The organism is Bacillus sp. MT94 (assembly GCF_058792475.1).
The window spans coordinates 570,225-596,973 of record NZ_JBXAEZ010000002.1; the positions used below are offsets into that span (position 1 = coordinate 570,225).

The window sequence follows — 26,749 nt, forward strand, 5'->3', positions numbered from 1 at the left end:
CATTGATATGAGGGACTAAATAAGAAACTTCTTTTATAAGGAGAGCGATCTATTCGTGAATGAAATGACTCATCGTACAAAAACACGTCCAGTTAAAGTCGGTAATTTAACAATTGGCGGTAATAATGAATTAATTATACAAAGTATGACAACAACAAAAACACATGATGTTGAAGCAACAGTTGCTGAAATCAAGCGTTTAGAAGAAGCTGGCTGTCAAGTCGTCCGCGTTGCCGTTCCAGATGAACGCGCAGCTAATGCTATTGCTGATATAAAAAAACAAATCAACATTCCACTTGTTGCTGATATTCATTTTGATTATCGCCTTGCTTTAAAAGCAATTGAAGGTGGCATTGATAAAGTACGTATCAATCCAGGTAATATTGGTCGTCGCCATAAAGTAGAAGCTGTTGTAAATGCAGCAAAAGAGCGCGGTATTCCAATCCGTATTGGTGTAAACGCTGGTTCATTAGAGCGCCACATTTTAGAAAAGTACGGATACCCAACTGCTGATGGTATGGTTGAGAGCGCGCTACATCATATTAAAATTTTAGAGGACTTAGATTTCCACGATATTATCGTATCTATGAAAGCCTCTGATGTTAACTTAGCAATCGAAGCATACGAGAAAGCTGCTCGCGCTTTTGATTACCCATTACATTTAGGTATTACAGAATCTGGAACATTGTTTGCTGGAACTGTAAAAAGTGCCGCTGGTCTTGGAGCAATCTTAAGTAAAGGCATCGGAAATACACTACGTATTTCATTAAGTGCTGATCCAGTTGAAGAAGTAAAAGTTGCTCGTGAATTATTAAAATCATTCGGTCTTGCGTCTAACGCAGCGACACTTATCTCTTGTCCAACTTGTGGTCGTATTGAAATCGATTTAATTAGCATCGCTAACGAAGTGGAAGAATACATCTCTACACTTCAAGTACCAATTAAAGTTGCAGTACTTGGTTGCGCTGTAAATGGTCCTGGTGAAGCTCGTGAAGCTGATATCGGTATTGCTGGTGCACGTGGAGAGGGATTATTATTCCGTAAAGGGCAAGTCGTTCGTAAAGTACCAGAAGAAACAATGGTAGAAGAACTGAAAAAAGAAATCGACGTAATTGCTGCTGAAATGGCTGCTGAACGAGAAAAAGAAAAAGAGACACAAGAACAATAAAAAGAAGGTTGCCACAATATTTGTGAGCAACCTTCTTTTCTACGTAAAAAAGCTCGTCAGTTATATAACCGACGAGCTTTTACTTTGCACATTTTGGACAACGACCATATATTTCAAACTTATGACCCGTTACTTCATAACCAGTAAAATCTTTATTCATAAAATCCATTGGGCAGGAAGTAATCTCTTTCGTCCCACCACAATCCAAACAAATAAAATGATGATGATGTTCCATAATAGAACAAGTGAAACGAAAATGTTTTTCACCATTTAATTCCGTTTGTTCTAAAACACCAATCTCAGCAAAAACTGTTAAGTTACGATAAATCGTATCAAAACTAAGCCCTGGATAATCGTCTTTCATATGCTCTAAAACGTCTTTCGCAGTTAAATAACGATTATGTGCTGCAAATAATCTGAGCATCTCTTCTCTTTTTCCAGTATGTTTGTATCCTTTTTCCTTCATTAGGCGTAAAGCTTCTGTTAGATTCATACCTATCCCTACTTTATGCAGTTTTTTTCTTCTTCCATAAAATCGCACCGATTAAAATAAGAACTGCTATCATAACAATTGTACCACCTGGTGCTAGATCAAGTTGATACGAAGCAAACATTCCACCAATTACTGCAATTTCACCAAATAAAATGGAAAAGAAAATTGTTTGTTTAAATCCTTTAGCAATACGAATACTTGCTGCAACTGGTAACGTCATTAATGATGATACGAGAAGAACCCCTACTACACGCATTGATACTGCAATGACAAGAGCAACTAATATAATGAAAATAAAGTGAATCCATTTCGCTCTTAAACCAGTTGATACTGCGTATTCCTCATCAAATGATAGTAGAAACAGCTCTTTATATAATAAAATAATTGTCGCAACAACAACAATTGCTACAATCCCAATAATAATTAAATCCGTACTTGTTACAGCACTGACACTACCAAATAAATAACTAAATAAGTCTGTGTTAAATCCATTTGCAAGTGAAATGAAAATAACTCCAACTCCCATCCCTGCCGAAAGGATAATCGGAATTGCTAATTCTTGATAGTGCTTATATACAGTTCTTAACTTTTCGATTAATAGCGCTCCACCAATTGAAAAAACCATCCCCATATATAAGGGGTTTAAAAACCCACCTGTAAAAATGGTTTTTTCAAGTAATAAACTTGCTGCAATACCTGATAACGTCACGTGACTTAATGCATCCGCAATAAGAGATAAACGACGAATAACAACAAACACACCTATTAGTGGTGCAACAAGTCCAATTAAAATACCTGCGTATAAAGAATTACGTAAAAAGTCATATTGTAAAAAATCTTGTATCATTATATCCTCCCGTGATGCTCATGTTCGTGTTCTAAACGATGAACATGATGTCCATATAAGACGGACATTTCTGCATCTTCTAACTCTCGGAACTTCTCTACATTTCCATGGAAATGTAGATGTTGGTTTAGGCATGCAACATGTGTTACTTTTTCGGTAACAGCTCCCATATCATGAGTAACAAGAATTAATGTGATCCCGAGCCTTTTGTTTAAATCCTCTAATATTTCGTAAAAACTTTCCACATTTTTTACATCGATTCCAACAGTAGGCTCGTCTAAAATAAGCAATTCAGGATCACTAACGAGCGCACGAGCAATAAATACACGCTGTTGCTGTCCACCAGAAAGCTCTCCAATATTACGACCTTGAAACTCACTCATCCCTACATCAGCAATTGCTTTTTCTACCTTTTTCTTATCCTCTTTTGTGAAAAAGCGAAAAAGCCCTTTTTTCGAAACAAGTCCCATTGACACAACTTCAGAAACAGTTGCTGGAAAACCAGAATTGAAACTATTTGCTTTTTGGGATACATAACCAACTTTATTCCATTCCTTAAACTTCTTACTATCAACGCCAAACACACGAATGCTTCCTTCTTTTGGCTTTAAAACGCCTAATAAACACTTAAGTAAAGTTGATTTACCTGAACCATTCGGTCCCACTAAACCTAAAAAAGCTCCCTTCGGAACTTGCAAATTAATATTTTCTAACACATTCCGATCTTCATACCGGAATGTTAAACCTTCAATCTCTAATATATTATTCATAGCATCTCACCTATTTTAATTCAGAATGATTCCGATTTATATCTATTTGAATTATAGTACAGCTTATTATAGTTGTAAACCAATCTGCCTAAAATATATCTATTTTTTCAAGAAACCTTACTATTATAACAAAAAGCAGAGAAAAATTCTCTGCTTTCGAAAAATATTCCTATATACGTTTAGTGAATAGCCGATTTAAACTTACCACCATTTGTCTCTTGCGTGCTCATAATCGTAACAAACGCATTTTCATCAATTTCATGCACAATTGACTTTAACTTCGTCACTTCTAGACGCGTTACAACTGCATAAATAACTTCTTTTTCTTTATCTGTATAACCACCTTTTGCTACAAGCTTTGTAGTTCCACGGCCGAGTCGATGTAAAATCGCATTTGATACTTCCTCATATTGATCAGATACAATTAAAACTGCTTTCGTTTCATCTAGCCCTTGAATTACTGTATCGATCGTTTTAAATGCAATATAGTACGTCATAACAGAATACATCGCTTGTTCCACACCAAACACAAATGCTGCCCATGCAAAAATAAATAAGTTCACAAACATTACGAATTCACCAACAGAGAACGGTAATTTCTTCGTTAATAAAATCCCCATAATTTCAGTTCCATCTAACGATCCACCATGACGAATTACAAGTCCTACACCAAGACCTAAAATAAGACCACCAAACACAGTCGCTAAAATAGGCTCTGTTGTAAACGGTGGCACCGCATGTAACGTTGACTCAATGAATGCTAACGCTACAATACCAAATGCCGAAGATAACATGAATGTTTTTCCAATTTGCTTATAACCCGAATACATAAATGGGATATTGAGAACAACGACTAAAGTAGAAAAACTTAACCACCAAATATTAGGAGTAAGGTAATCTAATATAAGAGAAATACCAATAATTCCACCATCAATAATTTTATTTGGCATTAAAAATAGTTCAATCGCTACCGCTGCGCATGCTGCCCCAAAAATAATCATAACTAAACGATAAATGAGATGAATAACACTTTCTTTTCGATGTTGCTTTTGCTCCATAGGTCCTCCCTTTACTCTTTTTCTGTAGTTTTGTCCTTATATTATAACATACGCTTCTTTTCCTCATGAAAAAAGAAACTCTATACGAATATGTACAAGCTATATGCTCATATATTTCGATAGAAGAACGCCTGAAGGAGGATAACAAGATGAACCTCATTAAACAAATTGTTAATAAAAAATTAAATCATATTTCTACAAAAGAGTTATTAAAATATAGCAAAGAATATGAAGTTTCTATTACGACTGCACAAGCTGACCAAATCGTTTTACTTATGAAAGGTAAAAATATTAATATTTACGATAACAACGAGCGACTAGAGCTCTTAAAACAGATTGCAAAAGTAACTTCCCCTGCCACTGCCCAACAAGTAAATACATTATTTCAGCAATTACTAAAATAAGGAGGGGAAATCCCCTCCTTATTGCGCTTTAATTTTTTCAAGAAGCCCTTCATCAAAAGTACCGTTTTTCAGCATTTCGATTTCCAATTTGTATGGTGGCTTCTTATCTTTTTTATCTTCCCCTACATACGGTGTTTCAAGAATTTTTGGTACATGCATTAACTGTGGATGATGTACAATGTGATGCAATGCTTTATACCCAATGTGACCAAATCCGATGTTTTCATGACGGTCTTTTCCTGCTCCGCGTACATTTTTACTATCATTAATATGAAGTACTTGTAAACGATCTATGCCAACGATCTTATCAAATTCGTTTAATACACCGTCAAAGTCATTTACAATATCATATCCTGCATCGTGCGTATGACACGTATCAAAGCATACAGATAGCTTTTCATTATATTTTACGCCATCAATGATCTTTGCAATTTCTTCAAAGCTACGACCACATTCTGTTCCTTTTCCTGCCATCGTCTCTAACGCAATGTTAACCGTCTGTTCTGGCGTTAGTACTTCATTAAGCCCTTTAATAATTTGTTGAATACCAGCATCTGCTCCAGCACCAACGTGCGCTCCTGGGTGAAGAACAATTTGTTTCGCTACACCTAATGCCGATGTTCTTTCAATTTCCATACGAAGGAAGTCTACACCTAATTGGAATGTTTCTGGCTTCGTCGTATTCCCAACATTAATAATATACGGCGCATGGACGATAATTTCCTCAATACCATTCAGCTCCATATGTTTTCTTCCTGCTTCTATGTTCAATTCTTCAATTGGTTTTCTTCGTGTATTTTGCGGTGCACCTGTATAAATCATAAACGTTGTTGCACCGTATGAAACAGCCTCTTCACTTGCTGCTAATAACATGTTCTTACCACTCATGGAAACATGAGATCCAATCTTTAACATACAATCACCTCTTCAATATACAATAGATATAATGATAGCATAATTTGTAGAAATATGTAGTGAATTGTTTGTTCATAAAAGACGCACTACACAAATTTATATGAGTATTTAAACAGACTATACTCTTCATTTAAATTAGCGGGATTAAAAAAAGATAAGGGAAACCCCTTATCTTTTTTTATTGCTGTATTTTCTCTTCACTTTGTCACGTTCTGTTGCAAGTTTACGTTTATAGTTTGGTTTTACTTTTTTCGGTTTTTTAATAACTTTCGTTGCCATAACATCAAGTTCGTCATTTGGTTTTTTACGGCTCTTACGACGACGACGCTCACCTAAATCTGCCCACTCATCTCCGCGTAAATCTACATGTTTAAACTCGATATGACGTTGTTTTTCTAAGCTATCTAATGCTTCTTCGTTTGCTGGATCATAAATCGTCACTGCAATACCAGAATGCCCCGCACGTGCTGTTCTTCCAACGCGGTGAACGAAGAAATCTAAATCTGATGGTAGCTCATAGTTAATAACATGGCTAATTCCTTCAATATCAATACCACGTGCTGCTAAATCAGTCGCAACAATATATTGGAATTCAAGGTCACGAATTTGTTTCATCATTTTTTTACGATCACGTGGTGATAAATCCCCGTGAATTCGTCCAACTTTTAAGCCGCGTTCCATTAATCCATCAGCAACTTGATCTGCCATTTTTTTCGTATTCGTGAAAACAACTGCTAAATACGGTTTAAATTGAAGTAGCATTTTATTCACTAAATCAATTTTATTACGATGTTTAGAAGGCACTAAATAGTGTTCAATGTTTCCAGCTGCAACTTGTTTTGGATTGATATGAATATGCTCTGGATTCTCCATATATTTCTTCAGAAACGGTTTTAGTTTTTGAGGAATTGTTGCAGAGAAAACTAGCATTTGCAAGTTTTTAGGCATGCGTGCTGCAATTTTATCTACATCGTGAATGAATCCCATATCAAGCATTAAGTCAGCTTCATCGACAATAATCGTATTTGCTTTATGAACAAATAATGCTTGTTCTTCTACTAAGTCTTTAATACGTCCTGGTGTCCCGACTACGATATGAGGTTGTTTTTTCAACTTTTCAATTGAACGTTGTTTATCAGTTCCACCAATTAAACAACGCGCTGTAATCATTTGATCTTCCGCACAGAATTTTGTTAATTTCACAATCTCTTCGTAAATTTGTTGTGCTAACTCACGAGTAGGTGCTGTAATAACAAGTTGTACTTCTTCACGGCTTGCATTAATTCTGTTCAATGTAGGAAGTAAGTATGCATGTGTTTTCCCAGAACCTGTTTGGGATTGTCCAATTACACTTACACCTTTTTTCACGACCGGGAAAATTTTCTGCTGAATTCCTGTCGGCTCTGTAAAGCGTAGTTCACGAACTGCATCTATTAAAAATGGTTTAAAATCATACTGTGTAAAAGTTTGTTGTGTCATAAGTTACACCTTCTTTCTAAATTTCTACTGCGCGCACAAATCAGTCAAGTCTACATTATATCGAAATCTACAAGTAAAATCCATCTTTAGTTTAGGTTTTCCCTTCAAAAACTAACCTTCTTCCCCCTTATTGCATATTGTATGTGTATATACCTAACTGAAGAAAGGAGGATTTCTCACATGTTTCCAAAATCCCCTACAAGACAAATGTATCCAAATCAAGGGCAGCAACCTTATACACCATATCCAATTCCACAACTACCACCAATGGCACAAAAAAAGAAAGGGTTCCTTGCTAAACTCTTTAAAAAACACGATCCAACCGAACCTTACATGCAAATGGTTCCGCCTTATCGACAAATGGAAGGACCACCACCAATGATGCACCAGCACCAGCAACCGCCACCTCAATATCGGCAACAATATCAACCCCAATATCAACAGCAATACCCACAGCAGTACTCACAGCAATATCAACCATACATGCAGCAGCATCCAGAGCAAATGATTCCCCCTCAAATGTACGAATCAAACGAAACGCGCGGCGGTGCAACAACTACAGCAGCATCCAGTAGCGGCATCGGCAGTTTTTTTGCGAATTTAATTTCGAATCCAACTAATATGATAAACAATATAGAAAAAGTATCCCAAGTCGTTCAATCTGTAAGCCCTGTCGTCGAACAGTACGGCCCTATTATGCGTAACCTACCAAGCATTGTTAAAATCCTCACCTCTGGAAAAAGTACGGAAGAAGATTCAACTAAAAATCAGGCTGAAGACATAACAGAAAAGGTTGAGGTAGCAACTCCACCTCCTCCACAAAAAAAAAGAAAAAGAAAAAAAATAGTGATTGAGCCAGTCATAGAAAAAGAATTACGAGAGGAGCCTGTTCAAAAAACAGCAACAAAACCAAAACTATATGTGTAACAATCCTTTGTTTTCTATCCACTCCTCCTTTATAATGTAAAAGACTATGCACAAAAGTATCCCTTGTTTAGAAGGAGAGGATTACTCATATGAAAATTGTTAAAATTTCCCCTCGTGGTTATTGCTACGGTGTTGTCGATGCAATGGTAATTGCACGTAACGCCGCATTAGATAAATCATTGCCGAGACCCATTTATATTTTAGGTATGATTGTTCACAATAAACATGTTACAGACGCTTTTGAAGAAGATGGAATCATCACATTAGACGGTCCAAGTCGCTTAGAAATTTTAGATAAAATTGATTCTGGTACTGTTATTTTCACTGCACACGGTGTTTCTCCAGAAGTTAAACAACGCGCAAAAGAAAAAGGTTTAACAACAATCGATGCCACTTGTCCAGATGTTACCAAGACACATGACCTTATCGAAGCTAAGAAAGCGGAAGGGTATCATGTCATTTATATCGGTAAAAAAAATCATCCAGAGCCAGAAGGCGCAGTTGGTATTGCACCTGACATCGTTCACCTTATCGAAAAAGCCGATGATTTAAAAACATTAGAAATCCCAACAGATAAAATTTTAGTAACGAATCAAACAACGATGAGTCAATGGGATGTTCAACATTTAATGGAGGACATTCAAAAAAAATTCCCAACAGCAGAATTCCATAAAGAAATTTGTTTAGCAACTCAAGTTCGCCAAGAAGCTGTCGCTAAACAAGCTGATGTTGCAGACTTAACAATTGTTGTCGGTGATCCGAAAAGTAACAACTCAAACCGTTTAGCACAAGTGTCACAAGAAATTGCTGGTACGAAAGCATACCGCGTTGCAGACGTAAGTGAGATTAAATTAGAGTGGCTACAAGGTGTAGAAAACGTAGCTGTTACAGCAGGTGCTTCTACTCCAACTCCAATTACAAAAGAAGTTATCGCTTTCTTAGATCAATATGACCCAATGAATCCCGCTACATGGGAGAGAGTTCGAAAAGTACCGTTACAAAAAATATTACCCCGTGTAAAAGTGAAAAAAGAACAATAATAAAAACCGTTGCCTATATGAGCAACGGTTTTTATTTTTCTTATACAAATGTAAATGGATCTGTATGTAATTGCGAAGCATGAATGTGTACATTGAGTTTCTTTGCATCCACTTTTTCTTGTAATTGCTTTTGTACACCTTGCTTCATTACTTTTTCAACGTTATGTCCTGGGTCAACTATATTTAAACCGAGCATCATCGCATCATGAGCAACATGATAATACATGTCACCTGTTACATATACATCTGCTCCTTTAAATTTAGCTTGATTGATGTATTTGTTACCATCACCACCAAGTACAGCTACTTTGCGCACTTTATCATCTAATTTCCCAACAACTCGTGCACCCTTTACATCTAATGATTGCTTTACATGTTCTGCAAACTGTCCAAGTGTCATTTCTTCTTTTAAGTATCCTATTTTCCCAAGCCCTAATGTTTCGCCTTTGTTATCAAGTGGATACACATCATACGCTACTTCTTCATATGGATGTGCCGTTACCATTGCTTTAATCACTTTTCGTTGTAGTGAAACTGGAATAACCGTTTCGATCCGCACTTCTTCTACGCGCTCTAACTGTCCAGTTTCCCCTACATAAGGATTTGTCCCCTCTTGAGGTACAAACGTACCTGTACCCTCGCTACTAAACGTACAGTGGCTATAATTGCCGATATGACCAGCACCTGCGTCTCCTAATGCTTTTCGTACTTCCTCTGCATGAGTTACTGGCACAAACACAACAACTTTTTTCATTTCTTCTGCATATGTCGGTGCCAAAACTTCTGTATTTTGCAACCCTAACGCCTCAGCAAGTAAATCATTTACCCCGCCCTTGGCAACATCCACATTTGTATGCGCTGCATAAATGGCAATATCATTTTTAATACACGTTTCAATAATTCTTCCGTACGCTTTATCTGTATGAATCGCTTTTAACGGATTAAAAATTAAAGGATGATGCGCGATAATGACATTCGCCCCTAATTGAATCGCTTCCTCCACAACTTCCTCCGTTACATCTAATGCAATTAATACGTGTTGTACAGATTTATTAAGCGCTCCAATCTGCAGACCAATTTTATCTCCTTCCATCGCCAGATGCTTCGGATACATACTTTCAAATAAAGAAATAATTTCATGGCCGTTTGGAATTTTACTCATGATAAAATCTCCCCTATCATTTTCATTTTCGCTTCTACTTCTGCACGTTTCGCTTTTGTTTCTTCAGAATTAGCCGCACGTTCTAACTGTTTTAAAATATTTTGGAAATTTTTCAATTCCCCTTCCCATTTTTCAACGAAAGCTTCACTTTTTTCTTTTATTAAAAATGGCCCCATAAACAATCCCGCTTGTTTATTTTCCGAGTAAGGTGCTTCGACATTTCCTCGCTCTCCTACTAAAATCTCATAAATTTTCCCATCTTCTTTTACGATTTTTTCATGGATAAGCTCCCAACCATTTTCAACAAACCATTCACGAATATGATGTGCTGCAATATTCGGCTGTAAAATTAAACGTGTTACACCTTCTAATTTTTCTTTACCACTTTCTAAAATGTCACGAATTAACGCTCCGCCCATTCCAGCAACCGTAATTACATCTACTTCTCCTGGCGCTATAACAGCTAATCCATTCCCTTTACGCACATCTACTTTATCTTGCAAGCCACTTTCAGCTACAGTTGCTTGTGCAGAGCGAAACGGTCCATCTACAACCTCTCCAGCAACTGCTTTTGTAGCAATATTATTTATAATTGTATAACACGGTAAATACGCATGATCCGATCCAATATCAGCAACTGTAGATCCTACCGGTATTTCACGCACAACTTCTTCTAATCGTTTTGAAAGCTTTACTTCATTCATGTATTTCCATTACTCCTTCTCTTGTCAGTCTGTCTCCATGATAATGAATTTATAGTAGTTGTTGCAAGCCTATAACAACAATTCACTTCTCTATCATTCATCGTATTTTAGAAAATATAGAAAAACAAGCCCTTTGCATAAGCAAAAGACTTGTCATACGGAACTTTATTTTTTCTTCGATAACCAATCAGCTACTTTAGTGGCTTGATCAGCTGGAACTATATTAGCAGGCATATTGCCCTTTCCTTTCGAAAGAATTTCTTTAATTTCATCCTTTGAAAGTTTCCCACCAATTTTTTGTAAGTTAGGTCCTACTGCCCCTTGTAACTGATCACCGTGGCAGCTCGTACAGCTTTGCTTCACAATATCCTCTGGTTTTGATGCTGTTTGTGCTGGCTTCCCGCCATTTTTTGCATCAGCTAACTCTTTAGATTTATTTAGCCCCTGAAATGAAAATACAAACATAACGATAATACCCAATGCTGCAATAAGAGCGAACGGAATCAGCGGATTACGTTTCATATCTCTTCTCCCCCCTCTATACCCCTAAATAGTTAGATGATTCAGTCATTTCCATTGTACTTGAAAACGCTCTATCAGAAAAGAGAAAACTACTACTTGTTAAAAATATTCCATAAATTCAGTTTATTGTTTTTTATTGTCATATAGCTTATTATTTCGATAATTATTAACGTTTCTCATCATATTTTTCGCTTTTCTACATATATTTTTGTATAGAATAAACAAAATTAATCGAAAAATCGAAAAATGAGCATTTGCAAATCAAAAGACAATTCTGTAAAATAAATTACAAGAAATTGTAATCGTTGCCGATAGCTAAATTTTAACAAAAATTAACAAAATAAAAAAGTTTACTTCACAAAGGTGAAGTAAACTTAAAAAATAACCTATTCTAAGAAATCCTTAAGACGCTTACTACGACTTGGATGTCTTAATTTGCGAAGTGCTTTTGCTTCAATTTGACGGATACGCTCTCTCGTTACGCCGAATACTTTCCCAACTTCTTCAAGCGTACGAGTTCGTCCATCATCTAAACCGAAACGAAGACGCAGAACATTTTCTTCACGATCTGTTAGTGTATCTAACACATCTTCTAATTGTTCTTTTAGCAATTCATAGGCTGCATGGTCCGCAGGCGATGTTGCTTCTTGGTCTTCAATAAAGTCACCTAAATGGGAGTCATCTTCTTCACCAATTGGTGTTTCAAGAGAAACTGGCTCCTGTGCAATTTTTAAGATTTCACGTACTTTTTCTGGAGCAAGATCCATTTCTTCACCAATCTCTTCAGGAGACGGTTCGCGACCTAAATCTTGTAATAATTGACGTTGTACACGAATTAACTTATTAATCGTTTCAACCATATGAACTGGAATACGAATTGTTCGCGCTTGGTCCGCAATCGCACGTGTAATAGCTTGGCGAATCCACCAAGTTGCATACGTACTAAATTTGAAACCTTTACGATAATCGAACTTTTCAACAGCTTTAATTAGACCCATATTACCTTCTTGAATTAAGTCTAAGAAAAGCATACCACGGCCTACGTAGCGCTTTGCAATACTTACTACAAGACGTAAGTTTGCTTCTGCAAGACGACGTTTCGCTTCTTCATCGCCTTCTTCAATACGCGTTGCAAGTCGAATTTCTTCTTCTGCAGATAGTAAGTCTACACGACCAATTTCTTTTAAATACATACGAACAGGATCGTTGATTTTAACCCCAGGTGGTACACTTAAATCATTGAGGTCAAACTCTTCTTCTGTTTTTGTAATTTGGCGATTATTAGGGCCTTCTTCGTTGTCATTATCACCAACTAAGTCAATGCCTTGTTCACCTAAATATTCATAGTATTCATCCATTTGATCGGATTCAATTTCAAATCCATTCATGCGTTCTGCAATCTCTTCATATGTAAGAACGCCACGTTTTTTTCCGAGCTCAGTGAGTTGTTCTTTCACTTGCTCAAGGGTCATTTCAGTTTCAATTTGTTTAGAACGAGCTGGTTTGTCAGCCATCTGTTCCCCTCCTTACGCGAGATACAAACATTCATTATACTAAAACTTTATCAAAAAAGCTATTTTCTCGCTTTTTGATTTTGTAAATATGCTACATAATATTTAGCAGCCTCTACAGGATCTGTTTTTTCCATTTGTTTCACTTTAAAGATGATCTCCATCTTTTCAAGTTTTTCCTGATGCCGTCTAAGCGTCTCCAAATGGCCTTGCAACACTTCTTCTGTGTATTCTGGATTAATAAATTCATCCGTCGAAATATCAGTGATAATATTTTTCAACTTTTCATCAGAGAGCCAACTTAAAAATGTTCCGACTGAAGGTTCATTTCCCTTTTCATAATATGCGTATAGTTCATATAAAATCCCTTTATGTTCTTCTGTATGAAAATCTTCTATATGGGATTCCATACGAACAGCTACTTCTGCACTTTGCAACATATGGTAAATAATTTCTCTTTCCGCTCTTTCAAAACCTGTTAACTTCGGTTTTGTTTGAACGACTTGAGACGGTTTAGCAACCTGCTTTATTTGTTTTTGCTGTACCTTTTGTTCTTTGCGATATTGGTGCAATTGATTCAAAAGTGTTTCCATTGAATACGAAAATTCTTGCGATAATGACTTCAAATATGACTCTGCCTGCATCGCATCTTGTAACAACGATAACTCTTTTAAAACACTTTTCACATATTCTTCTTTGCCAGACTCATCTTGCAAATTTTTCCCTAAACGCAAATAATTTATTTTAAAACCAACAAAACTCACACTTGATTTCACAAGATTTTCAAAAGCGGTAGTCCCATATTGTTGCACATATTCATCAGGATCAAGCTTATCTGGCAAGGATGTGACTTTCACTTGGCAACCAACTTTTAGCAATAATTGCCCTGCTTTCATCGTCGCTTCTCGCCCTGCTTTATCACCATCATAGCAAAGAACAACAGTTTCAACGTTACGTCGCAGAAGTTTTGCTTGTTCTTCAGTTAAAGCTGTTCCCATTGTCGCAACAGCTTCTTCCACACCACTTTTTACCGCAGCTAGTACATCGGCATATCCTTCAAAAAGAACCACTTGCCCACGCTTTCTAATAAACGGTCTTGCTTGGTGGAAGTTATACAACAATTTACTTTTGTGAAAAATCGGTGTTTCAGGGCTATTTAAATATTTCGGAGTGTCGTCCCCTAACGCCCTTCCACTAAACGCTATCACCTTACCTTGTAACGTATAGATCGGGAACATAACTCTTCCACGGAAGCGATCGTAATGACTACCATCCTTCTCACTTCTTATTAGAAGGCCAGCTTGTTCCATACTAGACAGCGATAAACCTCTTTTTTGTAAAATTTTCGTCGCTGCATCCCAAGCAGGTGATGCATAACCAATTTCAAACTTCTCAATCATCTCTTTCGTAATACCACGGTTTAATAAATATGAAAGTGCTTCATTTCCCTCTTCCGTATTTACTAATAAATGATGATAATACTTTTTCAATAATTCATGAGCTTGTTGCATGATGACAGTGTCATCAGATATGTCTTCTTGTTGTCCTTGCCCTGATGTATACTCTGCAACCGCAATTCCATTTCTTTCGCCTAGCTTTTGAACAGCCTCGGTAAAAGCCAGTCCTTCCATTTTCATTAGAAAGGAAAATACATTTCCACCTTCTCCACATCCGAAGCAATGAAAAATTTGCTTATCAGATGAAACAGAGAATGAAGGAGAATTCTCACCATGAAATGGACAAAGGCCGAAATAGTTACGCCCCTGTTTTCTAAGTTGAACGTATTCACCAATCACTTCTACAATATCGGATGATGTCCGAATCTGTTCAACAACTTCTTCGGGAATTCTGTTCCCCATAACTCCATCTCCGTGTCGTATTTTGTATTCGATATAAATTAAAAAATTCCTTTATAATTCGACAATATTTTTCTAAACTTGTTAGAAAGTGTTGCCGATTACATTGTATAAACGATTTTGAACCTTTCCTATAGGTCCTTTATCTGCATAAATCGCATATACATACTTGCTATATAAAATTGTATACATTTGCTCATCTGTTACAAATGTATCTCTTAGAAACAATACATATACACCTTTTTACAAGAAGAGTAGCAAGCCACATATACTGTTTGATCTTGAGATCTGTAACATTTGCATGTTGATCCATGTAACAATCAACTCCATTTTGTTCAGTATCTACAAAGATCCAATTGCCTTGCTATTTCCTTAAAGGATGAGCATATGATGCGACAAACAAAATTCCGACATGAAATTCCGCTCCAACTTGCACAATTTCAGCCTTCACGGGATATACATCTACACCAACTAATATGTTGTTGATGTTTTGCATATTTCTGTATTCTACATCCCTTCTGTGAATCCTTCCATAATGTGCGTTTTCTTGTATAGATTTTGTCGATTTAACGTAATTACATGTCTTTTTCGTAAATCCTATCCCTAGTTTATTCTGAAAAATTAAAGTCTAAACGTAAAATATAGGTTTTTATCACAATTTTTTATTATAATATATTTTCTTCAACTACGCTACATATCCCTTTATTTTTTCAGCTTACATTTCAGGATGACAAACTCACACCTTGAATATACTAAAAGACAAAGGAGTATAAGTATAACCATTACACTACGATCTATTACAAAATCCATAGGTATCATATTTCACACGAGCGAAAAAAGCACATTCACCTTTGGTAAATGTGCTAAAACATTTTTTGGTTTTGCACTGCATTCACAATAATATTTGCTGTTTCTTCAATCGCTTTATTCGATACATCGATTACTTGGCAATTTATTTTACTAATTACTTCCTCAAAGTGATCAATTTCTTCTTGAATACGATTAATATTTGCATATGTTGCTCCATCACTTAATCCAAGTGATTTTAATCGTTCTTTTCGAATATGATTTAACTTATCTGGCGTAATTTTCAAACCGAAACATTTTTCTTTTGCCACTTGATATAGTTCTTCAGGTGGGTCAACTTCTGGCACGAGTGGTACATTCGCAACTTTCAAGCGTTTGTTATGAGCTAAATATTGGGAAAGTGGTGTTTTTGATGTACGCGAAACACCAATCAACACGATATCTGCTTTTAAAATACCTCGTGCATCTCTGCCGTCATCATACTTCACAGCAAACTCAATCGCTTCAATCTTTTTAAAGTATTCTTCATCTAACCTACGGACAACACCTGGCTCATATCTCGGCACTTGCCCCGTAATTTCTTCAATTTGATCAATAAGAGGGCCGATAATATCGTATGCCTCTACCCCTTCTTTTGCAGCCTCTGTTACTAAATACTGGCGCATATCAGGCTTAACTAACGTAAAACATATAAGTGCTTGATTACTCTTAGCAATCGAAATCACTTCTTTTAATGTCCCTGTATCTTCTACATACGGTACACGTCTAATATCAGGAGCAAACGGGAATTGCCCCATTGCTGCTCGAACAACCAAATCAGCCGTTTCCCCTACAGAGTCAGATACGACATATACGATTTTATTATCCATTACATTACCTCACTTTAAACAAATTACACTTATTCGTTATTTACTAAATTTACAAACGCACGTGTAATATTTGTTTTTGTAATTCGCCCAATCACTTCTAAACCTTGTTTCGTATCTTTTACAACTGGCATTGCATCAATCTGTCTTTCTATTAATTCCATCGCAATATCATATAAAGAATCCTCTCTACGACACATCGCAATGTTTGGCATCCTTGTCATGATAATATTAACCGGAAGAGAGGTTAAATCCTGCTTTCCTAAGCTCGCTCTTAATAAATCTTTACGAGACACAACACCAACTAATAGAGTCATCTGATCTACAACGAACAATGTACCAACGTCCTCTAAAAACATCGTACAAATTGCATCGTATACGGAAACATTTTTATCAATTACAACCGGTCTAGATTGATAATCTTGTACTTTAATTTTCTTAACAGCTTCAGATAATAGCTGCCCCCCAGTTTTACCCGTATAAAAATAACCTACGCGTGGACGTGCTTCTAAATAACCAGCCATCGTTAAAATTGCTAAGTCTGGTCTTAGCGTCGCACGTGTTAGACCCAATTGCGCTGCAATTGATTCCCCTGTAATAGGACCGTGATCTTTTACAATCTGAATGATATGTTCTTGCCGTTTATTCAGCTCTATGATAATCACCACCTTTAATGCACAACGAAAAAAGTTATACTATCTCTTAAATATTATATACTAAATATGCTATTCGAAAAAGAAAGTATGTAAAAAGGACCGTATACGGCCCAAAATTATATTTGAAACTTATCAAGTTGTTCTAAAAAACGTCTTGATTTCAAATAAATTCCGCAATATTCATCATAATATGTATTCAATACTAAACGCATTTGTTTTTTTGTGCTATCCTTTACCGATACATTTCCGAGCCTATGTAAATCGAAATGGAAGAAAAGACGTAATAATTTATGAACAGCTTCTCCTACCGGTATACGATATGGGTCTTGCTCTGCATGACGTGAGCACAGAAAACCGCCTTCCCTTACGGAGAAGGCGACAAAGTCTGTTTCTTGATGACAAATCGCACATGTATCAAAGTACGGGCGCATCCCTAATACCGGAAGCATTTTCGTTTGATAAATTAATGATAATACTTCTGGATCAACACCCTCACACATATAATGCAACGTTTGATATAACATTTCAAATAAATACGGATTATGTTTTTTATCTTCTGTTGCTTTATCAGTTAACTCAACAATAAATGATGCATAAGCAGTTAAAAATATATCCTCGCGAATTTCTTTCATAGTTGAAATAATCTCGCCTTGTTGCAATGTTCCAAGCCCAGATCCCATTTGAATAAGAAAATGGCCATGTGTCATTAATTGCGACACAGATGCTAATCGGCTTTTCGGTTTTTTTGCCCCTCTTGCCATTGCACTTACCTTACCAAGTTCTCTTGAGAATATTGTAACAATCTTGTTCGTTTCTCCGTAATCTGTCGTACGGATAACGATGCCCTCAACTTTTTGAAACATGTTCGTCACCATCCAAGGTTTGAACAAAACGGGTCAAGAAATTGGAGAGTCTAGATGCGCTAGCTCCTCTTCATGTTGATCCATCTCATCGTTTACGTCTTTTTCCATTTCTTTCAAAAGCAAGTACGTTTCAATGCTTCCTGTTTTGGAGAAAAACTTCCAGGTAAAATCTAGCATAAGAATCCACCTTTCTCAATAAGCGTAGCCTATAAACCAATTTCCTTTGTTGTTATTAAATTGACCCATTTTGTCCATTTTCATGTGAGAAAAATTTTTCCTAATTTATCAAAGTTCATAAAAACCAATAATCAGTGGATGAACCAACCATCCACTGATTACAACTTTACTCTATTTTAGTACTCATCCTCGCGGAAACCTAGGTCACGAAGCTGAGACATTTTATTACGCCAATCTTTTTGCACTTTTACCCATACTTCTAAAAATACTTTAGAACCAAGTAGCGCTTCAATATCAAAACGAGCTCGCTTACCAACTTCTTTTAACATTTTTCCTTGTTTTCCGATGATGATTCCTTTTTGTGATGCACGTTCAACAACAATCGTTGCATTTATATAAACTGCCCCGCCCTCACGCTTTTGAATCGCATCGATAACAACAGCCACAGAATGCGGCACTTCTTCACGTGTTAAATGTAGTACTTTCTCACGAATAAGCTCTGCAATAATAAATCTCTCCGGATGATCCGTTACTTGATTCTCTGGATAGTATTGTGGTCCTTCTGGTAAATACTTTTTAATTGTTCCAATTAAAGCGTCCACATTATTACCGTCTAACGCAGAAATTGGTACAATCTCTGCAAACTCATGTAGTTTACGATATTGATCAATTAACTCTAGTAATTGCTCTGGATGAAGTTGGTCAATTTTATTAATGACTAAAAATACTGGTTGTTTCGTTTCTTTTAATTTCTCAATGATGAATTCCTCACCACGACCAAATCCTTCAACTGCATTAACCATAAACAGAACAATATCAACTTCTTTTAATGTCGTTTGCGCCATCTTTACCATGAAGTCGCCTAATTTATGTTTAGGTTTATGTATTCCTGGTGTATCAATGAAAATAACTTGTGCATCATTTTCTGTATATACACCTTGAATTTTATTACGAGTCGTTTGTGGCTTATCACTCATAATAGCAATTTTCTGGCCGATAATACGGTTTAAAAATGTAGATTTTCCAACATTCGGTCTGCCAATAATAGAGACAAAACCTGATTTATAACCTTTTCTATTCATGTAAATCCTCCGCTAAAAATGCTCCTGGTAACAATTCTCCGACTGTCGTCTCTTGAACGTCACCATGTAAGTTTGATAAGTATACTTTCGTATCCTGTTTACATAATTCTACCATAACTTGTCGACATGCTCCACAAGGAGGTACTGGGCGCTTTGTATCTGCTACAACCGCAATGGCTACAAATTCTTTATCTCCTTCAGAAACCGCCTTAAATAAAGCTGTTCTTTCAGCACAATTACATAAGCCATATGATGCATTCTCAACATTACATCCACGATATACTTTTCCACCGCGCGTTAATAATGCTGCACCTACTTGAAATTTAGAATATGGTACGTACGCTTGTTTACGCGCTTCGATTGCTTCTAGAATTAATTGTTTACTATTCATATTCCCGCATCCTTCCTGTTCACAGCTATGAAGAGATACACTCTCTCATTAAAGGCCCTTACAGCACTTCCAAAGCTTAATAAAAGCTTCGGAATGCAACTATACCATATACGGTAAAAAGATAATAGCACCAATTATAACAGCTATAATTGCAAACAATAAAACCGCTCCTGCCGCAACATCCTTTGCAATTTTTGCAAACGGATGAATATCGGCAGTCGCTAAATCTACCGTTTTTTCCACAGCCGTATTTACCATCTCTAAACTCATTACACTCCCTATTACAATAAGTAATATCATCCACTCTATTTTCGTAATATGGAAATAAAAGCCGCAGCATATAACAATGACTGCGGCTAAATAATGGATTTTCATATTTCGTTCATGACGAAAACAAAAGAATATACCAGCTATAGCATATCCAAAACTATCTATAAGTTTTCCTTTTTTCATCGTCCTAATCCAAAAGCTTCTAAAATTTCTTTTTGTCTTCCGAACATTTCTTTTTCATCTTCTTCTGTCATGTGATCATAACCAAGTAAATGTAAAAAGCCATGTAACGCCAAAAATCCAAGTTCACGATCGAAAGAATGTCCGTACTCTTCAGCTTGCTCTTTCGCTCTTGGAATAGAGATAATAAGATCCCCTAACATGCGCGGCATCTCTGCACCAACAATCTCCATTTCTCCTTCTCCCATCTCTTCCATGGCAAAGGATATTACATCTGTAGGTTGATCTTTATCTCGGTAATCACGATTAATTTCTCTAATGCGCTCATTATCTACAAATGTCACCGATACCTCCGCACCATCCTCGATATTTTCCATTTGAGCTGCTTTTTCTAACACTTCACGAATTAAACTCATATACTCTTCTTTTACTTCTTCTGTTTCATCAATAAAATCAATTAACAAACTCATTCTTTCTCCTTTTCTTCCGGAGGTTCCGGATATGTAATACGCGAATGGAAAATACCATTTAACGTTTCACACAACGTTTTTCCAACGATTTGTAGTTCCTTAAACGTCAAATCACATTCACTAAATTGACCGTCTTGCAGTCGATCTTTAATAATACTTTGCACCAAATTATTAATTTGTTCTGGCGTTGGGTGATTCATAGAACGTACCGCAGCTTCTACACTATCAGCAATACCAACAATTGCCGATTCTTTCGAAGTTGCTTTTGAACCTGGATAACGGAACATCTCTTCTGTATATTTTTCTTTATCTTCTTTAATAGCTTTATAATAAAAATATTTCAGTAACGTTGTACCGTGATGTTGCCCAGCGATATCAATAATTTCTTGTGGAATATGATATTCTTCGAGCATTCTTACTCCATCCGTTACGTGAGCAATTATAATATCTTTACTCGTTACAGGATCTAATTTATCATGCGGGTTTTTAATTCCCATTTGGTTTTCAATAAAGAATTGCGGTTGTACTGTTTTTCCTACATCATGATAATATGCCCCTACACGCGCTAATACACCATTTGCCCCAACTGCTTCACAAGCAGCCTCAGAAAGATTCGCTACCATTACACTATGATGATATGTCCCTGGCGCTTCTAACAAAATTCTGCGTAAAAGCGGATGATTTGGACTTGATAGTTCCATAAGCTTCATACTTGATACGATTCCAAGTCCACTTTCTAAATATGGTAAAATCCCCATAGCCAAAACGGATGATATAATCCCTGAAAGTGAAGCCATTAATAATTGCGTACCAATTTCAAGAGGCGAAAAATTCCCATTACGTAATAATAAGAGCGCCGCTAATACGACTACATTTAATACAGAAACGAGTATACCAGCTTGTAAAATCATTGTACGACGATTTTTTTCTCGCAAGAAAATACTAACCGATAATGAACTTAACAATACGTAAATCCCTACACTATAATTTAATGTACTCGTTACTCCTTCATTAAACATAATACTTCCGCATACAGAAAAAATCATACTCGTTAAAAAGACAAATCGATCACCAATCATTAGTTTTACAAGTATTGTTCCCATCGCAACTGGGACAACATATGCAATCCCTGCGTATTCAAGTTTTTGAAACAAACTAATGATTTTCATTAAGACGATTGTGATAGACAAAATTGTAATATACGCTAAAACATACGGTCTATCTTCTCTTTTTCTCTTTAAAAATAATTCAAATTGTTTATGCATAAAGTATAGTAATACACCAATGAGTACCGCTAATCCAACATAAGGTTGAAAGCCGTTCCCTTTTTCTAACAAACCAACTAATTTCAACTGATTATACACATCACTTGAAATCGTTTCACCTTCTCTAACAAGAACTTGTCCTTGAAGAATATAAACAGGTGGAACTAAATCTTCCTCTGCTTTTCTCTTCTCTTTCGTTAAGATCGGGTCATAAAAATAGTTCGCTGAAATTGCATATCTTCCTAGCGCCTTAATTGACTCTTTTAAACCATTATCAACATTAACACTATTCATCTCACTTACATATCGTTCTTTCGCATCTTTCAATTCGTCCATTTTAATATGCTCAGTCATGATACTATTAATCGCTGTGACCGCAGCATCTTTCGCTAATACTAATTGGCTCGAATCTGCATTAATCAAATTTAGTAAGTTTGAATCAGATAATTCTTTCGTTAAGTCAGCGGGTAGTTTCTTTTTTAACTTATCCACTTTCTCAGCATCAGTCATCTTTTTTTGATCATCCGGTCCAACAGCTTTAATCTCTTGCACCACTTCATCCACTTTAGCAAAGACGTCATTCACAATATCAACTTTGTTTTGTTTATACTCACTTTTATATGTATATTGATCTTCAACTTTTGTAGCGGCTTCTTTTTTCTTTTTATCCGTTGTAACTTTATCTTCAATTTTTATAGGAGAATGGATTGTCTTTTTCGCAATAGAATACATATTAACATCTAATTGTTCTGGTTTTACATTATTCATAAGCGCAAAAAACAGCACTGCTCCTAACACAACGTAAGAAATCCAACTTAGTTTTTTCGAATGTTGTAAATTACGAAACCACTTAGAAATTTCTTGAGATCTTGACATGATTTCAATACCTTCTCCTCTCCAGAAATAAAGTGAAACTATTTATAGCTTTCATTTCTTCTACCCAACGATACTTTGAGGCAACATTTTACACACCAGTACCTATAGTTTATTTTCCTTATCTTTCATGATAGTAAAAAATATGACATTCGCCAACCTTATCATACAAAAAGAAATGATCCTGACAAATAGGATCATTCCATTTTATCATATGCCTCAATAATACGTTGCACCAATGGATGTCTCACAACGTCCGTTTGTTCTAATGTAATAAATGACAGACCTGATACACCAGATAAAATATTAGCAGCTATAGATAGCCCTGATTTTACCCCTTTTGGCAAGTCTACTTGTGAAGGGTCCCCTGTAATAACCATTTTAGAGCTAAAACCTAATCTTGTTAAAAACATTTTTATTTGAGCACCCGTTGTATTTTGAGCCTCATCTAAAATAACAAATGAATCATCAAGCGTACGCCCCCTCATATAAGCAAGCGGAGCTATTTCAATTACTCCCCGCTCCATCATACGCTGCGTATATTCTTGTCCAAGAATATCATGTAAGGCATCATATAATGGACGTAAGTATGGATCTACCTTCTCTTTCAAATCCCCTGGTAAAAAACCTAAATTTTCTCCAGCTTCTACAGCAGGTCTTGTTAAAATAATTTTCTTTACATATCCTTGTTTTAAAGCTCTCACAGCCATTACTACAGCTAAGTATGTTTTTCCAGTTCCTGCAGGCCCTATCCCAAAGACAATATCATTCTTCTTCATCGCATGAATATATCTTCTTTGCCCCATTGTTTTTACACGAATGGATTTACCTTTTGCAGTCTTGAAAATTTCTTCTTCATATAACTCTTCAAATTGAGCAATTTTCCCTTGTTGCGCGAGCTGAATTGCATACGCAACATCTCTCTCTGAAATTGATATACTTTTACGAATTACAACAAGTAATTGCTGTAAGATTTTTTCTACGAGTGTCACCGTTTCAACTGCTCCAGATACATGAACAGTTTCTCCTCTAGTTACGATCGATACATTCAGTTCTCGTTCAATTACTTTTAAATGTGCATCATTGACTCCAAAAAGAGCGATTGCTTCGTTAGTATTTTCCAATTGTTGGTTCATTTCTACTAATTGTTCTGCCATTACTCAGTCTCCTTGAATATCGGATTCGGATATTGGTTGTGGCTCTGCAATATTTTCAACCACAGTATAATGCAATGTGACTTTTAGTTGATCCGCCTCAACCTCTTTACTCAAAATCTTATCACTTACAATCATAGCATGTTCATCCAATTTTTTCTTTAGTTCTTTTTCGGCCATCTCCTTCGCTACTTTCAGCGCTTGCTTTTCTGTATATTCTCGATTCGCTTCTTCCTCTTCTCTCACAACATCTTTTTCATATGCAATCGGCAGTGTAAAACCAAATAATTTCACATCATGCTTTACACTTTCAGTACGAGAGCGTTTATACTTATCATGCTGAAATCCCCATATTTTTATTTTCGTATCCCCGAATTTAAGAAAATGTTCATTGTATACATTACCAGTATACACTTGGAATTGCGTCTTTAGCGGAACATCTACCTTAGATGTATACCACGTTTCGCCATACACAATACCTTTCGCTGAAACAATCGTCGGACTTTCCTCATTACCATATATTCCCGATACGAGAATCTGCCCTTTTTCTACATGATCATTCTTCAGTACAACCGGCTTTCCAACTTCTACAAACGTTTTTGTAATAATCGCTTCTTTTTTTGCTACTAAATTTTGCGGCCTTTGTTCCTTTTCTTTTTTTGGTTCGTTTTTTTCAACAATTTTAAAATGATACGTCGTTCCTCTTACTTCTAGTCCCGCCCAAGTAATGGCATTAATATTATCTGTCAAATGGCGTTGTACATCTTCTACATTCGGCATTTGAAATTGTAGTTTCCCTTTTTTAATACCCATTTTATCCAATTCTTTCATCAATATATATTCTGTTTCGGGTTTTGCTCCTGTAATTTCAATTTTCCAAACCATATTTGACATTGCAATCACGCCAAAAAAGAAAATTAAAAACCCAATTAAAAATCCACTATTTTTAATTAAACGCTTATTCCAAAAAGGAAAGCCATAACGTCCAATAAAATATAATTTACATTCATTTTTTCTATAAATTGGTTTTATTTTTTTCACATCGCGTAACAACATACAAAAAACTAACGTTTCATCAGCTATTTTCTTAACATCCCAAACTAACAAATTCCTCCGTACACATTCATTAACAAACCGTTCCGCTCCTCTACCTTCAATCCGCACTTTTACATATCCAAGCCACTTTATAAACCATTTATTTTTCATTTACCACCTTCACTGCCTTTCTAAAAGTAGATATACTACTTTTTATTTGAAGCATTAAAATAGCTCGTACTAAAATGAAACAAATTAAAACTGTAATCGGTCTCTATCAACGAAACTTTTACAGGATAAAGAAGAAAAACTTCACAAATGGAAGTTTCACTTCAATCACCTTTTTTTTCATTTTCTAAAAATGTTACTTGCTCAATTATCCCTTCGAGCAAAAGCTCTTCTGGAAGAATCGTTTTAATAACAAAGGATTGTCCTTTAATTAGTAATTGACCATGTTTTAAAAGCAATCGCACTTCTTTATCTGAAAACACTAATAGCCCCCGATGATTTTCTATATAAATATGTATTTGCCCAACAAGAGTAATCCGAGGCAGATCCATTAATACATCCACTGGTAGGTCTACTTGTTTTGTTAACCAATTTTTCATTTGTTCTAATTTCTTCATCTCGAAAGACCCCCTCCTCATCCCATATATATGTATTTCTTCACAAGTGCCTATCGTGTTATAACGACTTCACTAACATAACTATATTCTGTAAGAGTTCATCTCATGTTAATTAAAACAGTCGCTATATGAAATCATATTTATCAGGACAATGATGGATCAGAGAATGTTACCCATAATAATAGAAGTATTAATACAAGAATATGCGCCCTCAGGGGATATCAGTACAAGTTAAATTAAGAAATTGAGCCTAGCAAGAAGTTGGAAACTTGAAAAAACCTGTTACAATTCGTTCTGGACGTGACATACTGACCATAGAATAAGTAGTTGTCATTCATTAGACAAATGAGATAAAATCCGAAAAAGGAAATTGCTCCACTCTGAATTTTGCGGTGTAAGTAAGAATATTTTATAGGTGGTTGTTATATGAATTTCAAAAAAATATTAGGATTCATTAAAAAACAAAAAAATGAATTAATAAGCGAGGAAATACGAAAGGAAATTGGATTTAGTCAAGAAATTTTGAATGTTATAAAACAAGTTACTAACAGCAGCATCCAGCCCTTTTATGCAACTGATTCAAAATCTAAACTAGCCGGAGTCTCTTTCGTTACCTTTGAGGATTCTGCTGAACAGCAAGTTATAAAACTTCAATCTGAGGTTCAGAAACTTGGATACTTAGCTTTTATTTGCGAAAGAAGTTTTAGTCAAGGAAGTAAGAGTGAGTGTAGAATTGCAATTACACAAGGAAATGACCAATTTGATATCCTTACAATCCAACAAACAAATGGCGTTAATTACGAAGTTAGCAATATAGATGTTATTTTTAAACTAAGAAAATGGAATGATCGCTATCCTTTTATCATAATCGGTGCAGATCATGACTGGGTTGATGCCATTTTTAGCGCGTTACCTACAGACGAAGAAATGCAATCTTTCGCGCAAGAAATGTATGAATTTTGTCCAGATATAGTGGAACAAGGAACAGAAAGCATTGAGGAGTTAGTCGAAGAAATTAAGAAAACGAAAAAGCTTTTTTTATGGTGGGATTAATCATAACTAAGGCCGTTACCTTTTTTTACATACCAGAGGCGTTTCTATCACTTACAGAAACGCTTTTTAAGCAATATAGCGTTTTTCCTTAATAAGAACAATAAAAAAACGTCTCATACGAAATG

Annotated in this window: 30 protein-coding genes; 5 read left to right on the forward strand and 25 right to left on the reverse strand. The window is 35.9% G+C overall.

Annotated elements, in window-relative coordinates; translation table 11 throughout:
- The first annotated feature begins 64 nt into the window (after positions 1–64).
- Positions 65–1,168, forward strand: coding sequence for a flavodoxin-dependent (E)-4-hydroxy-3-methylbut-2-enyl-diphosphate synthase (gene ispG / locus AC1Q51_RS08680; protein WP_161114734.1), 1,104 nt, complete (start codon positions 65–67; stop codon positions 1,166–1,168).
- A 79-nt stretch (positions 1,169–1,247) separates the two neighbouring features.
- Here the strand turns inward: ispG and AC1Q51_RS08685 are convergent, their stop codons facing one another.
- From AC1Q51_RS08685 to AC1Q51_RS08700, 4 genes are all read right to left on the reverse strand, one after another.
- Positions 1,248–1,661 (reverse strand): Fur family transcriptional regulator, encoded by a 414-nt coding sequence (locus tag AC1Q51_RS08685; RefSeq protein WP_001054516.1) that lies wholly within the window; start codon positions 1,659–1,661, stop codon positions 1,248–1,250.
- 13 nt (positions 1,662–1,674) lie between these two features.
- Entirely contained in the window at positions 1,675–2,508 is an 834-nt protein-coding gene (locus AC1Q51_RS08690) for a metal ABC transporter permease (protein ID WP_000613817.1), read from the reverse strand.
- On the reverse strand, positions 2,508–3,278 hold the full coding sequence (locus AC1Q51_RS08695) for a metal ABC transporter ATP-binding protein (RefSeq protein WP_001059662.1): 771 nt from the start codon (positions 3,276–3,278) through the stop codon (positions 2,508–2,510). The genes AC1Q51_RS08690 and AC1Q51_RS08695 overlap by 1 nt, the downstream gene beginning before the upstream one ends.
- Positions 3,279–3,457: 179 nt before the next feature.
- Positions 3,458–4,336, reverse strand: coding sequence for a YitT family protein (locus AC1Q51_RS08700; RefSeq protein ID WP_000435960.1), 879 nt, complete (start codon positions 4,334–4,336; stop codon positions 3,458–3,460).
- Between the two features lie 149 nt (positions 4,337–4,485).
- Between AC1Q51_RS08700 and AC1Q51_RS08705 the strand changes: the two genes are divergently transcribed.
- Entirely contained in the window at positions 4,486–4,740 is a 255-nt protein-coding gene (locus tag AC1Q51_RS08705) for a DUF2624 domain-containing protein (RefSeq protein ID WP_001048958.1), read from the forward strand.
- An 18-nt stretch (positions 4,741–4,758) separates the two neighbouring features.
- Here the strand turns inward: AC1Q51_RS08705 and AC1Q51_RS08710 are convergent, their stop codons facing one another.
- Positions 4,759–5,655 carry a deoxyribonuclease IV gene (locus AC1Q51_RS08710; RefSeq protein WP_000912471.1) on the reverse strand — a complete coding sequence of 299 codons (897 nt, stop codon included), beginning with the start codon at positions 5,653–5,655 and terminating at the stop codon, positions 4,759–4,761.
- 168 nt (positions 5,656–5,823) lie between these two features.
- Positions 5,824–7,134, reverse strand: a complete 1,311-nt coding sequence (locus AC1Q51_RS08715; protein ID WP_000194023.1) for a DEAD/DEAH box helicase — start codon at positions 7,132–7,134, stop codon at positions 5,824–5,826.
- A gap of 180 nt (positions 7,135–7,314) precedes the next feature.
- Here AC1Q51_RS08715 and vrrA point away from each other — a divergent pair, with 180 nt between their 5' ends.
- Both vrrA and AC1Q51_RS08725 read left to right on the forward strand, forming a co-directional pair.
- Positions 7,315–8,061: a VrrA/YqfQ family protein gene (gene vrrA, locus AC1Q51_RS08720; RefSeq protein ID WP_000484179.1), complete on the forward strand. Its 747-nt coding sequence runs from the start codon at positions 7,315–7,317 to the stop codon at positions 8,059–8,061.
- 89 nt (positions 8,062–8,150) lie between these two features.
- Entirely contained in the window at positions 8,151–9,101 is a 951-nt protein-coding gene (locus AC1Q51_RS08725) for a 4-hydroxy-3-methylbut-2-enyl diphosphate reductase (protein WP_000706657.1), read from the forward strand.
- A gap of 40 nt (positions 9,102–9,141) precedes the next feature.
- On the opposite strand, the gene AC1Q51_RS08730 is transcribed toward AC1Q51_RS08725, so the two are convergent.
- The 19 genes from AC1Q51_RS08730 to yqfC all read right to left on the reverse strand — a co-directional run bounded on the left by AC1Q51_RS08730 (position 9,142) and on the right by yqfC (position 25,571).
- Positions 9,142–10,263, reverse strand: coding sequence for a Nif3-like dinuclear metal center hexameric protein (locus AC1Q51_RS08730; protein WP_090977054.1), 1,122 nt, complete (start codon positions 10,261–10,263; stop codon positions 9,142–9,144).
- Positions 10,260–10,967 carry a tRNA (adenine(22)-N(1))-methyltransferase gene (locus AC1Q51_RS08735; protein ID WP_001006547.1) on the reverse strand — a complete coding sequence of 236 codons (708 nt, stop codon included), beginning with the start codon at positions 10,965–10,967 and terminating at the stop codon, positions 10,260–10,262. Before AC1Q51_RS08735 ends, AC1Q51_RS08730 begins: the two co-directional genes overlap by 4 nt.
- A 165-nt stretch (positions 10,968–11,132) precedes the next feature.
- Entirely contained in the window at positions 11,133–11,489 is a 357-nt protein-coding gene (gene cccA / locus AC1Q51_RS08740) for a cytochrome c550 (protein ID WP_000828142.1), read from the reverse strand.
- Between the two features lie 386 nt (positions 11,490–11,875).
- On the reverse strand, positions 11,876–13,003 hold the full coding sequence (rpoD, locus tag AC1Q51_RS08745; RefSeq protein WP_000764066.1) for an RNA polymerase sigma factor RpoD: 1,128 nt from the start codon (positions 13,001–13,003) through the stop codon (positions 11,876–11,878).
- A 59-nt stretch (positions 13,004–13,062) separates the two neighbouring features.
- Complete coding sequence (dnaG, locus tag AC1Q51_RS08750) at positions 13,063–14,859, reverse strand: DNA primase (RefSeq protein WP_000528221.1); 1,797 nt, start codon at positions 14,857–14,859, stop codon at positions 13,063–13,065.
- Between the two features lie 81 nt (positions 14,860–14,940).
- Positions 14,941–15,084: a hypothetical protein gene (locus AC1Q51_RS08755; protein WP_000479733.1), complete on the reverse strand. Its 144-nt coding sequence runs from the start codon at positions 15,082–15,084 to the stop codon at positions 14,941–14,943.
- 136 nt (positions 15,085–15,220) lie between these two features.
- Positions 15,221–15,352: a hypothetical protein gene (locus AC1Q51_RS08760; protein ID WP_002024806.1), complete on the reverse strand. Its 132-nt coding sequence runs from the start codon at positions 15,350–15,352 to the stop codon at positions 15,221–15,223.
- Between the two features lie 367 nt (positions 15,353–15,719).
- Positions 15,720–16,532, reverse strand: coding sequence for a pyruvate, water dikinase regulatory protein (locus AC1Q51_RS08765; RefSeq protein WP_000368944.1), 813 nt, complete (start codon positions 16,530–16,532; stop codon positions 15,720–15,722).
- Positions 16,533–16,561: 29 nt separating this feature from the next.
- The gene (gene ccpN / locus AC1Q51_RS08770; protein WP_000583756.1) at positions 16,562–17,194 is read right to left on the reverse strand and encodes a transcriptional regulator CcpN; all 633 of its coding nucleotides are present in this window, start codon (positions 17,192–17,194) and stop codon (positions 16,562–16,564) included.
- A 107-nt stretch (positions 17,195–17,301) separates the two neighbouring features.
- Positions 17,302–18,048 carry a DNA repair protein RecO gene (gene recO / locus AC1Q51_RS08775; RefSeq protein WP_000487009.1) on the reverse strand — a complete coding sequence of 249 codons (747 nt, stop codon included), beginning with the start codon at positions 18,046–18,048 and terminating at the stop codon, positions 17,302–17,304.
- 33 nt (positions 18,049–18,081) lie between these two features.
- On the reverse strand, positions 18,082–18,225 hold the full coding sequence (locus tag AC1Q51_RS08780; RefSeq protein WP_000883924.1) for a YqzL family protein: 144 nt from the start codon (positions 18,223–18,225) through the stop codon (positions 18,082–18,084).
- Positions 18,226–18,401: 176 nt separating this feature from the next.
- Positions 18,402–19,307, reverse strand: coding sequence for a GTPase Era (era, locus tag AC1Q51_RS08785; RefSeq protein ID WP_001080230.1), 906 nt, complete (start codon positions 19,305–19,307; stop codon positions 18,402–18,404).
- Positions 19,300–19,698: a cytidine deaminase gene (locus tag AC1Q51_RS08790; protein WP_001086285.1), complete on the reverse strand. Its 399-nt coding sequence runs from the start codon at positions 19,696–19,698 to the stop codon at positions 19,300–19,302. The genes era and AC1Q51_RS08790 overlap by 8 nt, the downstream gene beginning before the upstream one ends.
- A gap of 99 nt (positions 19,699–19,797) precedes the next feature.
- Positions 19,798–20,151 (reverse strand): diacylglycerol kinase family protein, encoded by a 354-nt coding sequence (locus AC1Q51_RS08795; protein WP_000715464.1) that lies wholly within the window; start codon positions 20,149–20,151, stop codon positions 19,798–19,800.
- On the reverse strand, positions 20,148–20,618 hold the full coding sequence (gene ybeY / locus AC1Q51_RS08800) for an rRNA maturation RNase YbeY (RefSeq protein WP_000054684.1): 471 nt from the start codon (positions 20,616–20,618) through the stop codon (positions 20,148–20,150). Before ybeY ends, AC1Q51_RS08795 begins: the two co-directional genes overlap by 4 nt.
- The gene (locus AC1Q51_RS08805) at positions 20,615–22,759 is read right to left on the reverse strand and encodes an HD family phosphohydrolase (protein ID WP_000091513.1); all 2,145 of its coding nucleotides are present in this window, start codon (positions 22,757–22,759) and stop codon (positions 20,615–20,617) included. The genes ybeY and AC1Q51_RS08805 overlap by 4 nt, the downstream gene beginning before the upstream one ends.
- A 194-nt stretch (positions 22,760–22,953) precedes the next feature.
- Complete coding sequence (locus AC1Q51_RS08810) at positions 22,954–23,913, reverse strand: PhoH family protein (RefSeq protein WP_000840520.1); 960 nt, start codon at positions 23,911–23,913, stop codon at positions 22,954–22,956.
- A 3-nt stretch (positions 23,914–23,916) separates the two neighbouring features.
- Positions 23,917–25,116, reverse strand: coding sequence for a sporulation protein YqfD (yqfD, locus tag AC1Q51_RS08815; RefSeq protein ID WP_000792498.1), 1,200 nt, complete (start codon positions 25,114–25,116; stop codon positions 23,917–23,919).
- 161 nt (positions 25,117–25,277) lie between these two features.
- Positions 25,278–25,571, reverse strand: coding sequence for a sporulation protein YqfC (yqfC, locus tag AC1Q51_RS08820; RefSeq protein ID WP_000732269.1), 294 nt, complete (start codon positions 25,569–25,571; stop codon positions 25,278–25,280).
- Between the two features lie 426 nt (positions 25,572–25,997).
- Here yqfC and AC1Q51_RS08825 point away from each other — a divergent pair, with 426 nt between their 5' ends.
- Positions 25,998–26,624 (forward strand): DUF4253 domain-containing protein, encoded by a 627-nt coding sequence (locus tag AC1Q51_RS08825; protein ID WP_492331465.1) that lies wholly within the window; start codon positions 25,998–26,000, stop codon positions 26,622–26,624.
- Positions 26,625–26,749: the final 125 nt, after the last annotated feature.

Coding starts and splice junctions, on each gene's coding strand:
- AC1Q51_RS08730 (WP_090977054.1), bottom strand. CDS start 10,263: ATGAGTAAAATTCCAAACGGCCATGAAATTATTTCTTTATTTGAAAGT.
- AC1Q51_RS08735 (WP_001006547.1), bottom strand. CDS start 10,967: ATGAATGAAGTAAAGCTTTCAAAACGATTAGAAGAAGTTGTGCGTGAA.
- AC1Q51_RS08825 (WP_492331465.1), top strand. CDS start 25,998: ATGAATTTCAAAAAAATATTAGGATTCATTAAAAAACAAAAAAATGAA.
- rpoD (WP_000764066.1), bottom strand. CDS start 13,003: ATGGCTGACAAACCAGCTCGTTCTAAACAAATTGAAACTGAAATGACC.
- AC1Q51_RS08685 (WP_001054516.1), bottom strand. CDS start 1,661: ATGAATCTAACAGAAGCTTTACGCCTAATGAAGGAAAAAGGATACAAA.
- yqfC (WP_000732269.1), bottom strand. CDS start 25,571: ATGAAGAAATTAGAACAAATGAAAAATTGGTTAACAAAACAAGTAGAC.
- AC1Q51_RS08790 (WP_001086285.1), bottom strand. CDS start 19,698: ATGAATAGTAAACAATTAATTCTAGAAGCAATCGAAGCGCGTAAACAA.
- recO (WP_000487009.1), bottom strand. CDS start 18,048: ATGTTTCAAAAAGTTGAGGGCATCGTTATCCGTACGACAGATTACGGA.
- AC1Q51_RS08765 (WP_000368944.1), bottom strand. CDS start 16,532: ATGGATAATAAAATCGTATATGTCGTATCTGACTCTGTAGGGGAAACG.
- AC1Q51_RS08780 (WP_000883924.1), bottom strand. CDS start 18,225: ATGCTAGATTTTACCTGGAAGTTTTTCTCCAAAACAGGAAGCATTGAA.
- AC1Q51_RS08760 (WP_002024806.1), bottom strand. CDS start 15,352: ATGCAAAACATCAACAACATATTAGTTGGTGTAGATGTATATCCCGTG.
- dnaG (WP_000528221.1), bottom strand. CDS start 14,859: ATGGGGAACAGAATTCCCGAAGAAGTTGTTGAACAGATTCGGACATCA.
- vrrA (WP_000484179.1), top strand. CDS start 7,315: ATGTTTCCAAAATCCCCTACAAGACAAATGTATCCAAATCAAGGGCAG.
- yqfD (WP_000792498.1), bottom strand. CDS start 25,116: ATGAAAAATAAATGGTTTATAAAGTGGCTTGGATATGTAAAAGTGCGG.
- AC1Q51_RS08805 (WP_000091513.1), bottom strand. CDS start 22,759: ATGTCAAGATCTCAAGAAATTTCTAAGTGGTTTCGTAATTTACAACAT.
- AC1Q51_RS08810 (WP_000840520.1), bottom strand. CDS start 23,913: ATGGCAGAACAATTAGTAGAAATGAACCAACAATTGGAAAATACTAAC.
- AC1Q51_RS08705 (WP_001048958.1), top strand. CDS start 4,486: ATGAACCTCATTAAACAAATTGTTAATAAAAAATTAAATCATATTTCT.
- AC1Q51_RS08715 (WP_000194023.1), bottom strand. CDS start 7,134: ATGACACAACAAACTTTTACACAGTATGATTTTAAACCATTTTTAATA.
- AC1Q51_RS08700 (WP_000435960.1), bottom strand. CDS start 4,336: ATGGAGCAAAAGCAACATCGAAAAGAAAGTGTTATTCATCTCATTTAT.
- era (WP_001080230.1), bottom strand. CDS start 19,307: ATGAATAGAAAAGGTTATAAATCAGGTTTTGTCTCTATTATTGGCAGA.
- ybeY (WP_000054684.1), bottom strand. CDS start 20,618: ATGAGTTTGTTAATTGATTTTATTGATGAAACAGAAGAAGTAAAAGAA.
- AC1Q51_RS08690 (WP_000613817.1), bottom strand. CDS start 2,508: ATGATACAAGATTTTTTACAATATGACTTTTTACGTAATTCTTTATAC.
- cccA (WP_000828142.1), bottom strand. CDS start 11,489: ATGAAACGTAATCCGCTGATTCCGTTCGCTCTTATTGCAGCATTGGGT.
- AC1Q51_RS08710 (WP_000912471.1), bottom strand. CDS start 5,655: ATGTTAAAGATTGGATCTCATGTTTCCATGAGTGGTAAGAACATGTTA.
- AC1Q51_RS08695 (WP_001059662.1), bottom strand. CDS start 3,278: ATGAATAATATATTAGAGATTGAAGGTTTAACATTCCGGTATGAAGAT.
- AC1Q51_RS08795 (WP_000715464.1), bottom strand. CDS start 20,151: ATGAAAAAAGGAAAACTTATAGATAGTTTTGGATATGCTATAGCTGGT.
- ispG (WP_161114734.1), top strand. CDS start 65: ATGACTCATCGTACAAAAACACGTCCAGTTAAAGTCGGTAATTTAACA.
- AC1Q51_RS08725 (WP_000706657.1), top strand. CDS start 8,151: ATGAAAATTGTTAAAATTTCCCCTCGTGGTTATTGCTACGGTGTTGTC.